General features: G+C 50.6%; 11 protein-coding genes, 2 tRNA genes and 1 other RNA gene. 7 read left to right on the plus strand and 7 right to left on the minus strand.

Annotation, left to right across the window (positions count from 1 at the left end):
* The 3 genes from oppB to RTU33_RS05155 form a co-directional block, all read right to left on the minus strand.
* Positions 1-921 (minus strand): oligopeptide ABC transporter permease OppB, encoded by a 921-nt coding sequence (gene oppB / locus RTU33_RS05145; protein ID WP_097163997.1) that lies wholly within the window; start codon positions 919-921, stop codon positions 1-3.
* 118 nt (positions 922-1,039) lie between these two features.
* Positions 1,040-2,671: an oligopeptide ABC transporter substrate-binding protein OppA gene (gene oppA / locus RTU33_RS05150; protein WP_312625775.1), complete on the minus strand. Its 1,632-nt coding sequence runs from the start codon at positions 2,669-2,671 to the stop codon at positions 1,040-1,042.
* A 743-nt stretch (positions 2,672-3,414) separates the two neighbouring features.
* On the minus strand, positions 3,415-4,062 hold the full coding sequence (locus RTU33_RS05155; protein ID WP_312625777.1) for a YchE family NAAT transporter: 648 nt from the start codon (positions 4,060-4,062) through the stop codon (positions 3,415-3,417).
* Positions 4,063-4,539: 477 nt separating this feature from the next.
* Between RTU33_RS05155 and adhE the strand changes: the two genes are divergently transcribed.
* Positions 4,540-7,215, plus strand: a complete 2,676-nt coding sequence (gene adhE / locus RTU33_RS05160; RefSeq protein WP_312625779.1) for a bifunctional acetaldehyde-CoA/alcohol dehydrogenase — start codon at positions 4,540-4,542, stop codon at positions 7,213-7,215.
* Between the two features lie 69 nt (positions 7,216-7,284).
* On the opposite strand, the gene tdk is transcribed toward adhE, so the two are convergent.
* A complete protein-coding gene (gene tdk / locus RTU33_RS05165; RefSeq protein ID WP_312625780.1) occupies positions 7,285-7,911 on the minus strand; it encodes a thymidine kinase in 627 nt (208 codons plus the stop codon).
* Positions 7,912-8,468: 557 nt separating this feature from the next.
* Between tdk and hns the strand changes: the two genes are divergently transcribed.
* Positions 8,469-8,879, plus strand: coding sequence for a histone-like nucleoid-structuring protein H-NS (gene hns, locus RTU33_RS05170; protein ID WP_312625781.1), 411 nt, complete (start codon positions 8,469-8,471; stop codon positions 8,877-8,879).
* A 169-nt stretch (positions 8,880-9,048) separates the two neighbouring features.
* Here hns and galU read toward each other — a convergent pair whose 3' ends face one another.
* From galU to rssA, 3 genes are all read right to left on the minus strand, one after another.
* Entirely contained in the window at positions 9,049-9,957 is a 909-nt protein-coding gene (galU, locus tag RTU33_RS05175) for a UTP--glucose-1-phosphate uridylyltransferase GalU (protein WP_312625782.1), read from the minus strand.
* A 196-nt stretch (positions 9,958-10,153) separates the two neighbouring features.
* A complete protein-coding gene (rssB, locus tag RTU33_RS05180) occupies positions 10,154-11,167 on the minus strand; it encodes a two-component system response regulator RssB (protein ID WP_312625783.1) in 1,014 nt (337 codons plus the stop codon).
* Between the two features lie 89 nt (positions 11,168-11,256).
* Positions 11,257-12,168 (minus strand): patatin-like phospholipase RssA, encoded by a 912-nt coding sequence (gene rssA / locus RTU33_RS05185; RefSeq protein ID WP_312625785.1) that lies wholly within the window; start codon positions 12,166-12,168, stop codon positions 11,257-11,259.
* 112 nt (positions 12,169-12,280) lie between these two features.
* On the opposite strand from rssA, the gene RTU33_RS05190 reads away from it, so the two are divergent.
* From RTU33_RS05190 to RTU33_RS05210, 5 genes are all read left to right on the plus strand, one after another.
* Positions 12,281-12,739: a YchJ family protein gene (locus tag RTU33_RS05190; RefSeq protein WP_312625786.1), complete on the plus strand. Its 459-nt coding sequence runs from the start codon at positions 12,281-12,283 to the stop codon at positions 12,737-12,739.
* A 46-nt stretch (positions 12,740-12,785) separates the two neighbouring features.
* Positions 12,786-13,628 (plus strand): formyltetrahydrofolate deformylase, encoded by an 843-nt coding sequence (gene purU, locus RTU33_RS05195; RefSeq protein ID WP_312625788.1) that lies wholly within the window; start codon positions 12,786-12,788, stop codon positions 13,626-13,628.
* Between the two features lie 152 nt (positions 13,629-13,780).
* Positions 13,781-13,865: transfer RNA gene (locus RTU33_RS05200), tRNA-Tyr, on the plus strand.
* A gap of 43 nt (positions 13,866-13,908) precedes the next feature.
* Positions 13,909-14,040, plus strand: a non-coding RNA gene (locus RTU33_RS05205) — RtT sRNA.
* 26 nt (positions 14,041-14,066) lie between these two features.
* A tRNA-Tyr gene (locus tag RTU33_RS05210) sits at positions 14,067-14,151 on the plus strand.
* The last annotated feature ends 23 nt before the right edge of the window (positions 14,152-14,174 follow it).

A 14,174-nucleotide genomic window follows, 5' to 3' on the forward strand; every position in this document is an offset into this window, starting at 1 on the left:
TCAGTAACGGATTTTCGGATCGATAACGGCATAGAGCACGTCAACAATCGCGTTAAACAGGATGGTCAGCGCACCGACCAGAATGGTCAGGCTCAGCACCAGAGAGTAGTCACGGTTCAACGCGCCGTTCACGAACAGCTGACCGATGCCCGGCAGACCATAAATGGTTTCGATAACCATTGAACCCGTGATAATCCCGACAAACGCTGGCCCCATGTAAGAAAGCACGGGCAGCAGAGCTGGCTTCAGAGCATGACGGAAGATGATGCGACGCATCGGAAGCCCTTTTGCACGCGCGGTACGAATGAAGTTAGAGTGAAGCACTTCAATCATCGAACCACGGGTAATACGCGCGATGCTCGCGATGTAGGCCAGCGACAGCGCCACCATCGGCAGGATCATGAACTTCAGCGCCCCGCCGTTCCAGCCGCCGCCGGGCAACCAGTGCAGCGTGATGGCAAATATCATCACCAGCAACGGCGCGACCACGAAGCTCGGGATAACCACCCCGGTCATCGCCACCCCCATGACGGCGTAATCCCATTTCGTATTTTGATTCAGCGCGGCAATCACCCCGGCGCTAACACCCAGGATAACCGCGAGGAAAAAGGCCGCAAAGCCTAATTTGGCCGACACAGGGAAGCTCGCCGCCACCAGGTCGTTCACCGAATAATCTTTATATTTGAATGACGGTCCAAAATCACCGTGCGCCAGTTGCTTCAGATAATTGAAATACTGGACGCCGATGGGATCGTTCAGGTGATATTTCGCTTCAATGTTCGCCATCACTTCCGGCGGCAGCGTGCGTTCCCCGGTAAATGGACTGCCCGGCGCAAGACGCATCATAAAGAAGGAAATCGTAATAAGAATAAAGAGTGTCGGAATCGCTTCCAGACAGCGACGTAATATAAATTTCAACATTGCCCGTACCTTCTGGCGTGTGCCTTTTACATGTCCCGGCAGTCAGGCTGCGCGGTCATGCGATAGTGCGTGAAATAAGACACGGTGGGGCAACGTTACGCTGCCCCACGGATTGCCATTAATGCTTAATGATGTACAGATCTTTGGTGTAGATATTGTCCATCGGATCTTTACCGGTATAACCGCCAACCCATGGTTTCACCAGACGGGCGTTCACATAGTAATAGACCGGAACGATCGCTGAGTCTTTGCCCAGCTGCTGTTCAGCTTTGTCATACAGCGCAGAACGCTGTGCTTCGTCAGTCACCTGAAGAGTCTGCTTCATGATCGCATCAAACGCCGGGCTCTTATAGTGCGCGGTGTTCATGGAGCTGTCAGAGAGCATGGTGTTCAGGAAGGATGTGGGTTCGTTATAGTCCGCACACCAGCCCGCACGTGCAACGTCATAGGTCCCCTGATGACGGGTATCCAGGAAGGTTTTCCACTCCTGGTTCACAAGCTTCACGTCCACGCCAAGATTTTTCTTCCAGATAGAAGCCGCAGCGATAGCCAGTTTTTTGTGCAGATCGGAGGTGTTGTACAGCAGGTTGAAGGTCAGCGGCTTATCAGCCGTGTAGCCTGCTTCCGCCAGCAGCTTTTTCGCTTCCGCGTTACGCTGTTCCTGGGTCAGTTTGAACCAGTCTGGTTCGGTCAGCTTCGCGCCATCGGTATACGGAGGGGTGTAACCGTAGGCTGGCAGGTCGCCCTGCGCTTTTACTTTGTTAGTGATGATGTCGCGATCCAGGCCCAACTTCAGCGCGGTACGGACGCGCACATCGGTGAACGGTGCTTTCTGGTTGTTGATTTCGTAGTAGTAAGTACACAGATACGGGTCAACGTGAACTTCGGTCGGGATCTCTTTTTTCAGCTTCTGGAACAGCTCAATCGGCAGGTTGTTATAGGTCATGTCGATTTCGCCGCTGCGATAGCGGTTGACGTCCGTGACTTCAGAAGAGATTGGCAGATAGGTGATCTGATCGATAACGGTTTTTTTGTTATCCCAGTAGTTCGGGTTGCGCTCCATTACGATGCGCTCGTTCACCACCCAGTCTTTCAGCTTGTAAGCACCGTTGGTGACGATGTTGGCAGGCTGGGTCCACTTCTCACCGAATTTCTCGATGGCGGTTTTGTTGACCGGAGACATTGCCGGGTTAACCAGCAGCTTATAGAAGTAAGGCACCGGCTCGCTCAGGGTGACTTCCAGCGTGTGATCGTCAATGGCTTTCACGCCAAGATCGGAAGTGGGCTTTTTACCGTCGATGATTTCATCAACGTTGAGAATGTGGCCGTACTGCGGATAGCTCGCATAAGGGGACGCGGTTTTCGGATCCACCAGACGCTGCCAGCTATAAACGAAATCTTGTGCCGTTACCGGCTCGCCGTTGGACCACTTTGCATCTTTACGCAGATGGAAGGTCCAGACTTTAAAATCTTTGTTATCCCAGCTTTCTGCAACGCCCGGGATCGGGTGACCGTCTGTGGTCGAAGTAATCAGCAGGCCTTCGAAAAGATCGCGGCTGACGTTTGCTTCCGGCACGCCTTCAATTTTATTGGGATCCAGCGACTGCGGCTCTGCACCGTTGTTACGGATCATCGTCTGCTTGTCTGCCAGCTTAACGCCCGCAGGAACGTCTGCAGCCATTGCATTTCCTGCGATAAGTGCAGCTAAAACACCCGCTGCGATGAGGCTTTTTTTTGTGATGATGGACATTGTGTTGATACTCCGCTCATTATAATTACTGACTTGTGCCAGCCTGTTTAATCCCCGAAGGGTTTCCCGTACCGCGCAGGAGTGAAAGCGCGTGTCGGGTGGTTTACTGCGTGCTATCACCGACTTCTTTATTACGGTCACTCTTTTTCGGCAACCTTACGTCGATTCTTTACGTTATCCCCCCTGTCGGGATAAACGGTGTTCTTTTCGCGCCAGGAGATTTATTTGGAAATTATTCTCATCTCCGTGTTTTGTGCCGCGAAGCGCCTGCGCGGAAAGTATCAAATGCCTTTCCCGCCCGCCAATACATTTTGCAAATTTGTTAACCAATTCTCTTTTGTGACGCAAACTTCGAATGAAGCCAACGAGAAGTTAAACATTTATTCTTTTATAATCAATTAGTTAAAATCATCACTACGGCATACTGTTGATAAGGATGACGCCGAAGAGTTTTTGCACAATAATTTAACAATTGGTTACTATTTAGCACATTACTCTGCCTGAACATTGAAATTACTAATAACATTTCAATTATCCCACGGCAAGCGTAAGAGTATCATGTAATAAAAATAACATTATTGCGTGGGGCAGCATTGAAAAAACGGTAGGTTAATGCATTGATAAGACTGAACTTATGGAAGTATAAGCGGCAATGATTACCGACGGATATTTCAGTTTTTTTGATATGATTTGCTAATAGATGAAAGAGGAAACGAAGCGGCTGCCCCGTTTCCTCTTTACGACTATGCCAGCAGACCCGGGAAAATGGATTTGATGCCGGCCACAATAAACTCAATCCCCAGCGCCATTAGCAGCAAACCCATTATACGGGTGATAACGTTGATACCGGTTTGACCAAGCAGGCGTACCAGCCACGGTGCAATGCGAAACAGCCCCCAACAGCAGAGCGCGAACAACGCAATTGCTACGGAGAAACCAATCAAGTGAGCCCAATTGTGATAACGCGTTCCCCAGACGATCGTTGAACTGATTGCCCCCGGCCCCGCCATGAGCGGAAGAGCCAGCGGGACAACGCCCACGCTCTCGCGAATAGCCGTCTCTGATTTTTCCTGCTTGTTTTGTTTATCCTCGCCGAGTTTCCCACTGATCATCGACATCGCAATGGTCACCACCAGGATCCCACCGGCAATACGGAAGGAATCTATCGATATGCCGAAAAGCTGGAGAATGCCGTCACCGAGGAACAGCGAGGTCCATAAAATGATGGCGACTGAAAGGTTAGCCGTCAGGTTGGTTTTATTGCGCGCGGGTGCGGTCTGATAACTGGTCATGCTGATGAACACCGGGATGATGCCCACCGGGTTTACCAGTGCGAATAAGCCAATGAAAAACTTAATATAGGTTGGAAAATCGAACAGCGATTGAATCACGGTAACTCCGCGCCCTCATCAAATGTGGTAGTTGACGTTCAGCCATCATGGAAAACGCGCTGAAGATACGCTGTTTGCCGGCATTCTTCACCACAATTCTACTCGAAAACGCGACTGACAGACGTTGTTATGTATCTGTTTAAATTATGCTAATGTTATTTCGATCCGAAACCACGATCTTTTAACACTTGATACAAACCGCTAAAAGCGGCCTGCTGAAAGGAGTCAGCTTGGTGTAATCTTGATTTAGATCACGCAATTTGTACTCAGAAGTGGGTAATCTTGATATCGCACCAGGGAGTAGTCCGGTTCCTTAACCGGGTGTAATGGAAGGCTCTTTTAGTAAATCAGTGGAGAGAAGATCGTAAGTAACCTGTTGATTTCATGGCTCTTACGCAAGCTGTTGGCGATCTGACTATACTGACGTATCGCACAGCTGATTTACTAAAAAAGTTTAACATTATCCAGGAGAGCATTATGGCTGTTACTAACGTCGCTGAACTGAACGCACTCGTCGAGCGCGTAAAAAAAGCCCAGCGTGAATATGCCAACTTCACCCAAGAACAGGTTGATAAAATCTTCCGCGCGGCCGCTCTGGCTGCTGCAGATGCTCGAATCCCTCTCGCGAAACTGGCCGTTGCCGAATCTGGCATGGGTATCATCGAAGATAAAGTAATCAAAAACCACTTTGCTTCTGAGTATATCTACAACGCCTATAAAGATGAGAAAACCTGCGGTGTTCTGTCTGAAGACGACACCTTCGGGACTATCACCATCGCTGAGCCAATCGGCATCATTTGCGGTATCGTACCGACCACCAACCCAACTTCTACTGCAATCTTCAAATCGCTGATCAGCCTGAAGACCCGCAACGCCATCATCTTCTCTCCGCATCCACGTGCGAAAGATGCAACCAACAAAGCCGCTGATATTGTGCTGCAGGCTGCCATCGCGGCGGGTGCACCGAAAGATCTGATTGGCTGGATTGACCAGCCTTCCGTTGAGCTGTCTAACGCCCTGATGCACCACCCGGACATCAACATGATTCTGGCGACCGGCGGCCCGGGCATGGTTAAAGCTGCATACAGCTCCGGTAAACCCGCTATCGGCGTAGGCGCAGGTAACACTCCGGTTGTTGTTGATGAAACCGCTGATGTGAAACGTGCTGTTGCCTCCATCCTGATGTCCAAAACCTTCGACAACGGCGTAATCTGTGCTTCTGAACAGTCCGTCATCGTGGTTGACTCTGCTTATGCAGCCGTTCGCGAGCGTTTCGCCTCCCACGGCGGCTATATGTTGCAGGGCAAAGAGCTGAAAGCCGTTCAGGACATCATCCTGAAAAATGGCGCGCTGAATGCCGCAATCGTTGGTCAGCCGGCAACCAAAATTGCTGAACTGGCAGGTTTCACCGTACCAGCAGACACCAAAATCCTGATCGGTGAAGTGACCGTTGTTGACGAGTCCGAACCGTTCGCTCACGAAAAACTGTCTCCGACTCTGGCAATGTACCGCGCCAGGAACTTCGAAGATGCCGTTGTGAAAGCAGAGAAACTGGTTGAGATGGGCGGTATCGGCCACACCTCTTGCCTGTACACCGACCAGGACAACCAGCCTGAGCGCGTTAAATTCTTCGGCGACAAAATGAAGACCGCGCGTATCCTGATTAACACCCCTGCTTCTCAGGGTGGTATCGGTGACCTGTACAACTTCAAACTCGCACCTTCCCTGACTCTGGGTTGTGGTTCCTGGGGTGGTAACTCCATCTCTGAAAACGTTGGTCCAAAACACCTGATCAACAAGAAAACCGTTGCTAAGCGAGCTGAAAACATGTTGTGGCACAAACTTCCGAAATCTATCTACTTCCGCCGTGGCTCCCTGCCAATCGCGCTGGATGAAGTGATTACCGATGGCCACAAACGTGCGCTGATCGTGACCGACCGCTTCCTGTTCAACAACGGCTACGCAGACCAGATCACCTCTGTTCTGAAGGCCGCTGGCGTTGAAACTGAAGTATTCTTCGAAGTTGAAGCTGACCCTACTCTGACCGTTGTACGTAAAGGTGCAGAGCTGGCGAATTCCTTCAAACCAGATGTGATCATCGCACTGGGTGGCGGTTCCCCAATGGACGCCGCGAAAATCATGTGGGTCATGTACGAACATCCTGAAACCCACTTCGAAGAGCTGGCGCTGCGCTTTATGGATATCCGTAAACGTATCTACAAGTTCCCGAAAATGGGCGTGAAAGCGAAGATGGTTGCGGTCACCACTACTTCCGGCACCGGTTCAGAAGTGACTCCATTCGCGGTTGTAACCGACGATGCAACCGGCCAGAAATATCCGCTGGCTGACTATGCGCTGACCCCAGACATGGCTATCGTTGATGCTAACCTCGTCATGGACATGCCTAAGTCTCTGTGTGCGTTCGGTGGTCTTGATGCGGTGACTCACGCCCTGGAAGCTTACGTTTCTGTACTGGCGTCCGAGTTCTCCGACGGTCAGGCTCTGCAGGCACTGAAATTGCTGAAAGAAAACCTGCCAGCGTCTTACCACGAAGGTTCTAAAAACCCGGTTGCTCGTGAACGTGTTCACAGTGCAGCGACCATCGCCGGTATCGCGTTTGCGAACGCCTTCCTCGGTGTATGTCATTCCATGGCACACAAACTGGGCTCTCAGTTCCACATTCCACACGGTCTGGCGAACGCCCTGCTGATCAGCAACGTTATTCGCTATAACGCGAACGACAACCCGACTAAGCAGACCGCTTTCAGCCAGTACGACCGTCCGCAGGCTCGTCGTCGCTATGCAGAGATCGCTGACCACCTCGGTCTGACCTCTTCCAGCGACCGCACCGCGGCGAAAATCGAGAAACTGCTGGCATGGCTGGAAAGCATCAAGGCTGAACTGGGTATTCCTAAGTCCATCCGCGAAGCGGGCGTTCAGGAAGCTGACTTCCTGGCACACGTCGACAAACTGTCTGAAGACGCGTTTGATGACCAGTGTACCGGTGCTAACCCACGCTACCCGCTGATTGCTGAGCTGAAACAGATCCTGCTGGATACTTACTATGGTCGTGAGTACACAGAAGGTGATGCAACCGAGAAAAAAGCGGCTGCACCAGCTAAAGCTGACAAGAAAGCGAAGAAAACCGCTTAACTTAAAGCCTGAAAATAAAAACCCGCCAATTGGCGGGTTTTTTTATGGCTCAGAAATAGATAAAAAACGTTAAGCTTCTGCCTTTCCTCTCACCCGCTGCTGAATCGTGCTAAGCGACCCTTCCTGCAGCGCTTCTTTATAGTGCTTGCGGCAAACAGAGACATAGCGCTCGTTTCCACCGATGACCACCTGCTCGCCTTCATTATATGGGCGACCTTCCTGATCAAGACGAAGAACCATGCTGGCTTTACGGCCACAAAAACAGATAGTTTTTAACTCCACCAGTTTGTCTGACCAAGAGAGTAAGTACTGGCTACCAATAAACAGTTCACCGCGGAAATCCGTACGCAGACCGTAACACAACACAGGAATATCCAGCTCGTCTACCACCTCTGACAACGCGTAGACCTGATCTCGGGTCAGGAACTGGCTCTCATCAACCAGAACGCAGTGTATGGGCGTCTGAGCGTGCTCAGCGGCGATATCATCAAACAGGGAGGTCTGTGGGTTATAAAGCTTTGCCGGGGACGACAGTCCGATACGGGAGCTAACCTTGCCTGTTCCAAACCTGTCATCAATTTCAGCGGTATAAACCAGGGTGCGCATGCCGCGCTCCTGGTAATTGTAAGAGGACTGTAACAATGCAGTGGACTTCCCCGCGTTCATCGCAGAGTAGTAGAAATAAAGTTGTGCCATTAGAAGCATCACCTCAATCGTCGTGATTTAATGGCACGAATTGTACCATATTCACGATCAATTTCAGCGCATCTGCTCGCGGCATTCAGGCGTTCAACCAGGCAAAATATTAAGTTCTTCTTATCTATAATAACAAATGGATAGGTGTTTACACTGCCACTTTTGCTTAAGAGGATCCTGAGAAAACGGTTCCAGCAAGTCGCACATTCCGCAAAAGAGTTTAGTCAGGTGATGATTCAGGTTCTATCGAATAGTAAGAAATTTCCTTTATGCTGCCAGTCTAATACGAATGACCGATATTTGGCTTAACAAGATATATACACGAAGGGTAACCAGCAAAAAGGACATACTTTGTAAGGATGTTCTTGAGACGCCCCCCTGGCAATAAGCCCCCAGGATGTGAATTGGCGCGTAAAATTTAACTTTGCCTTATTATTCGTTGCGCTAAATAAGGGATATTTTTAGTTCCTTACAATCCCCCCTATTGCACATCTGAAATTAACGCTCTATTATTACCTCAACAAACCACCCCACAATATAAGTTTGAGAATACTACAATGAGCGAAGCACTTAAAATTTTGAACAACATCCGTACTCTTCGTGCGCAGGCAAGAGAATGCACCCTGGAAACGCTCGAAGAAATGCTGGAGAAATTAGAAGTTGTTGTTAACGAGCGTCGTGAAGAAGAAAGCGCGGCGGCGGCTGAAGTTGAAGAGCGTACTCGTAAACTGCAACAATACCGTGAAATGCTGATTGCCGATGGCATTGACCCAAATGAACTGCTGAACAGCATTGCTGCAGCAAGCAAATCTGGTGCAAAAGCTAAACGTGCTGCACGTCCGGCAAAATATAGCTACGTTGATGAAAACGGCGAAACCAAAACCTGGACCGGCCAGGGTCGTACCCCGGCAATCATCAAAAAAGCAATGGACGAGCAAGGTAAATCTCTCGACGATTTCCTGATCTAATCTTTGTTTCTGGCTTCTGCCATTGTTGAAAATCCCGCTTCGCGGGATTTTTTTTATCCTGCCATTGCTGTATTCCGCGCCTTTTGCTTAGTTTTAAAGCAAACTCAACGCCAGGCAATAAAAAACCGGGACCTTTTCAGCGCCCCGGTTGATACGGCTCAGTAGTGAATTACTTACCTGTGCCGACAGTTTCTTCCAGCCAGGCTTTAAAATCAGCACCCAGTGAATTATGGCGGATACCATATTCAACGAACGCACGCATATAGCCGAGCTTATTCCCACAGTCGTGGCTCTTACCTTTCATGTGGTAAGCTTCAACGGTTTCTTTTTCGATAAGCATATCGATAGCGTCGGTCAGCTGGATCTCATCCCCGGCTCCCGGAGGCGTTTTCGCCAGCAGTGGCCAGATTTCTGCGCTCAGAACGTAACGACCTACGACAGCGAGATTAGACGGCGCCACGTCAGCTTTTGGCTTCTCAACCACACCCACCATCGGTACGCTGTCGCCCGGATTCAGCGTTTCGCCTTTGCAGTCAACCACGCCGTACGCGGTCACGTCTTCAACAGGTTCAACCATGATCTGGCTTGCACCGGTTTCATCAAAACGTTTAATCATTTCCGCCAGGTTATCGCGGGACAGATCGGACTCATATTCATCCAGAATGACGTCTGGCAGAATAACCGCTACAGGCTCATTACCGACAACAGGGTGAGCACACAGCACCGCGTGACCCAGACCTTTCGCCAGCCCTTGACGGACCTGCATAATAGTAACGTGCGGCGGGCAAATTGACTGTACTTCTTCCAGGAGCTGGCGCTTAACGCGTTTTTCCAGCATCGCTTCAAGTTCAAAACTGGTATCAAAATGGTTTTCGATAGAGTTTTTAGACGAATGGGTTACCAGCACAATTTCAGTAATGCCTGCGGCAATACATTCATTGACAACATACTGAATTAATGGCTTGTCAACCAGCGGCAGCATTTCCTTTGGAATCGCTTTCGTCGCGGGCAACATCCTGGTGCCCAATCCCGCTACCGGGATTACGGCCTTAGTGACTTTTGAATTTAATGCAGCCATTGAAATCTCCTGAACTGTTCAACTTTTGAACGTGCTCGTTAATTAATAACGCGTTGAGTATATCAGTACCGACTGAGCAGCCTGGTCTGAAAAGGACACGTTAACCTTGAATTAGGATTTTACGCATAAAACCTGCTGATAGTACCACCACTGTCTGAAAGCGCAGACTCAATATCCGCGCATTCTGACTAATTGTTCATTCCGCAGACAACATTAAGCGTAAGCGACCACCAGCCCCCCAAATTTGGCACTGCCACGATTCACAGCGCTGGCTAATTTGGTTTAAATAAGCATTACCCAGTGTGCCTAAAGGCACACCGTTGCTGATCTGTATTTGATGCTCACCGGTGTTAAGGGTGCCATTAAGTCCCGCAGAGACGAGAATCAGATTTTTAATTCCGCTGTGGTAATACCCGACCAGCAGAGGGAACTGTCCGGGTAAATTGGCCTGACGCAACAATTGATTGACCTGTTTAAGCAGACTGCCTAATTCAGGCAGACGCTGCCCTTCATGCGCAAGCTGTTCCTGCAGCAGCCCATTAAAGAGCGCGCGCAGAAGAAGTGCGGCTAAAACACCATTATCCCCCGCTCGCGTCACGTCAAGACAATAAAAAGCCAGATCTTTATCTGAGAGTGGTGCAATATCGAGCACCAGGCCGGGATTATCCGCCGCCACAAGTTGACGATAATTAATTCGACAATGCGAAATAACCTGCTGGACAGGTGGCTGAAGCTCCTGAAGTAATTTTGCTGCCGCCGATGAATTATTCACCAGCGCATCCCAGTCCTCGAATAAACGTTCTTCCTCTTCCACGCGGGAATTGAACATGGTGGGATAAAGGCAGGAAAAAACCGTCTCACGCAGCCGGTTCAGGTCTTTAACGGGTTTCAGCAGCACATCCTGAACACCAAGCCGAAGGGCTTTGGCAATATCCGCCATGTTTTCAGTGGCAGAAATAACCAGAATCGGCAGCTGCTTGCCATTGTTACGCAGAAATTCGATCAGTTTGAGACCATTCATCCGCGGCATGGCGATGTCGCAAATCATCAGGTCAGGGCTCAACGTCACCATTTTTTCCAGGGCATCCACGCCATCTTCGGCCAAGGCGGTGTTTGCGCCCAGCGATGAAAGCCACGAATCCAACAGTGAGCGGAAAACAGGTTCGTCTTCGACGATAAGAATCAGTTTTCCCGCCAATGGCTGCGTCATGGTATCTCCCCTGACAAACGATAAGTAAATAGTGGCACGCTATTCGCGCTATCGCCTGTCAGATTTTGCTGAAGTCATCGAAAAATGCCCTAACTCTGGCTCCGGACCAACGGTAAAAGTTCGTCCATTTTTTTCTCAACCGAGAGCTGTCCTGCGGCAATGGCCGCGGGCGCACGGTGGAAGTCGAGCGTCGAAATTTGTGGGCAAAAAGGTTGCAACAGGATATCCGGCGGGTCACCCGCCATACGGTTGCGTTTTAATCGGTTTTCCAGCACCTGAATGGAGGTCGTCATGATCTCCATAGCCGTGGGGGTAATAGCCGTCCGGCGCGATGTCATCCGCCCTAGCCGCGCCCGAAAACGTTCGTGCCAGGTGAGCGATTCATCATTTTCTGAAGACTGTTGATCGGGCTGAAGGTTCACGGACAGCAGATCTTGTTGCATTAAATGCGCGTCATGCTGCAAATCGACAGCAATGACAATATCGGCACCCAGCGCTCGCGTGAGCGAAACCGGTACCGGATTGACCACCGCGCCATCAACCAGCCAGTAGCCATTGTGCATAACCGGAGACATCAGTCCAGGGATACTGCAAGAGGCGCGCACGGCAAGGTGTAGATCGCCCTCGGTGAACCAGAGTTCACGACCCGTGCTGAGATTGGTGGCGATGGTTGCAAAGCGCCGTTCGCAGGACTCAATAGTATCGACAGGAATCAGTTGGCGAAAGTGGCTGAAAACACGCTCACCGCGAAGCAGTCCACCGCGTCGCCAGGAGAGATCCATCAACCTCAATACGTCCCATGAACTGAAGGAGCAGACCCATTTTTCCAGGACAGATAAGCGATCGCAGGCATAAGCTGCACCCACCAGCGAACCGATGGAACATCCGGCAACGACATCAATTTCAATGCCCATTTTCTGCAACGCTTTGATGACACCAATATGTGACCATCCGCGCGCGGCACCCGAACCTAAGGCCAGGCCAATTTTTAGCTTTCTCATTCCTGCCTGTGTTGAACCCCATTACCAACGTAGCCACATCGCCACTGCTCAGTTACCATATTTGCCGCCGGCGCAGTTGCGTCTCTTTTTCAACATCCACGGGAAGGCATTTATGCATTCACTTTGCCCCTGCGGCAGCGCTCTGGAGTATAGCCTATGTTGCCAGCGATATCTTTCAGGAAGCGAACTGCCCCTAACTCCCTCGCAGCTCATGCGTTCACGCTACAGCGCTTTTGTCATGAAAGACGCCGATTACCTGCTCAGCACCTGGCATCCGTCCTGTGAGCCTCAGGCCTTTCGTCACGATCTTGAACAAAGCTTCTCGGGCACCGAATGGCTTGGGCTGACGATTTTCGCCGCCGACGAAGGCAAGACGCCCAATGAAGGCTATGTCAGCTTCGTTGCCCGCTTTCGTGAACATAACAAGAGTGGCGCGCTGATTGAGCGTTCAAGATTCTTAAAAGAAAATGGACAATGGTATTACATTGATGGTACACGTCCTCTGATTGGCCGCAACGACCCATGTCCCTGCGGCTCGGGTAAAAAGTTTAAAAAATGCTGCGGTCAATGAGGCCGCACACAGTACAGCAAACACCGTCTACAGGATTTCCCTCGCAATGCACTCATTACAACGAAAAGTGTTGCGTACAATCTGCCCCGATCAAAAAGGGCTGATCGCACGTATTACCAACATCTGCTACAAGCACGAGCTGAACATCGTGCAAAACAACGAGTTTGTCGATCATCGAACTGGCCGCTTTTTTATGCGTACCGAGCTGGAGGGGATCTTCAACGATGCCACGCTGCTGGCAGACCTCGATAGCGCATTGCCTGAAGGCTCAATCCGCGAGCTGACCCCTGCGGGCCGCCGTCGCGTCGTGATTCTGGTGACCAAAGAGGCGCACTGTCTGGGCGATCTGCTGATGAAGGCCAACTACGGCGGTCTTGACGTCGAAATTGCCGCCGTTATTGGCAACCACGACACGCTGTGCTCGCTGGTGGAAAAATTCGACGTGCCTTTCCAGTTGGTCAGCCATGAGGGGCATACCCGTGAAGAGCACGATGCGCTGATGGCCGACGCTATTGATGCTTATCAGCCAGATTACGTGGTACTGGCAAAATACATGCGCGTCCTGACGCCAGCCTTTGTGTCCCGCTTCCCGAACAAAATCATCAATATTCACCACTCGTTCCTGCCAGCTTTCATTGGTGCACGTCCTTATCAACAGGCCTACGATCGCGGTGTGAAAATTATCGGCGCTACTGCGCACTACGTGAACGACAACCTGGATGAAGGCCCGATTATTATGCAGGACGTCATTCATGTCGATCACACCTATACCGCCGAAGATATGATGCGTGCCGGCCGTGACGTGGAAAAAAATGTGCTTAGCCGTGCGCTATACCAGGTGCTGGCTCAGCGCGTGTTTGTCTACGGCAACCGAACGATCATTCTGTAAAGGCAAAATGCGCTGTAGTGCTTTTAAACGTTACGCGTAAAAAGTACGCAAACGGTTCATTTTCCTGAAAGGAAGGCTTTACAGGGGCGCATCATTTGATATGATGCGCCCCGCTTCCAGACAGAAGCAGGCCAGTAAAAGCATTACCCCGTGGTGGGGTTCCCGAGCGGCCAAAGGGAGCAGACTGTAAATCTGCCGTCATCGACTTCGAAGGTTCGAATCCTTCCCCCACCACCATTATTCACCACAGCAATGTGGTAACACCGATGAGAAGATGTGAAGTTTGCACTTATCGGGAAGGATGAGAACCTTCGGTTAAGGTTCGACTCTCGCGACAGCGAGAGAACGTTGCCAAAGGCAACGGCCCGAAGGGTGAGGAGCGAAGCGACGAATAATCCTTCCCCTACCACCATCATCGCTCAAGAAGTTCATACCCCTGGCGGGGTTCCCGAGCGGCCAAAGGGAGCAGACTGTAAATCTGCCGTCATCGACTTCGAAGGTTCGAATCCTTCCCCCGCCACCATTTCGCATTAAGCATCCAGTTCA

Source organism: Scandinavium sp., from assembly GCF_032012665.1.
Classification (GTDB): Bacteria; Pseudomonadota; Gammaproteobacteria; order Enterobacterales; family Enterobacteriaceae; genus Scandinavium.

What these genes read in the sequence shown, in the direction of transcription:
- oppA (WP_312625775.1), bottom strand. Translation starts at nt 2,671, where the DNA reads ATGTCCATCATCACAAAAAAAAGCCTCATCGCAGCGGGTGTTTTAGCT.
- RTU33_RS05190 (WP_312625786.1), top strand. Translation starts at nt 12,281, where the DNA reads ATGCATTCACTTTGCCCCTGCGGCAGCGCTCTGGAGTATAGCCTATGT.
- galU (WP_312625782.1), bottom strand. Translation starts at nt 9,957, where the DNA reads ATGGCTGCATTAAATTCAAAAGTCACTAAGGCCGTAATCCCGGTAGCG.
- purU (WP_312625788.1), top strand. Translation starts at nt 12,786, where the DNA reads ATGCACTCATTACAACGAAAAGTGTTGCGTACAATCTGCCCCGATCAA.
- rssB (WP_312625783.1), bottom strand. Translation starts at nt 11,167, where the DNA reads ATGACGCAGCCATTGGCGGGAAAACTGATTCTTATCGTCGAAGACGAA.
- tdk (WP_312625780.1), bottom strand. Translation starts at nt 7,911, where the DNA reads ATGGCACAACTTTATTTCTACTACTCTGCGATGAACGCGGGGAAGTCC.
- oppB (WP_097163997.1), bottom strand. Translation starts at nt 921, where the DNA reads ATGTTGAAATTTATATTACGTCGCTGTCTGGAAGCGATTCCGACACTC.
- adhE (WP_312625779.1), top strand. Translation starts at nt 4,540, where the DNA reads ATGGCTGTTACTAACGTCGCTGAACTGAACGCACTCGTCGAGCGCGTA.
- hns (WP_312625781.1), top strand. Translation starts at nt 8,469, where the DNA reads ATGAGCGAAGCACTTAAAATTTTGAACAACATCCGTACTCTTCGTGCG.
- rssA (WP_312625785.1), bottom strand. Translation starts at nt 12,168, where the DNA reads ATGAGAAAGCTAAAAATTGGCCTGGCCTTAGGTTCGGGTGCCGCGCGC.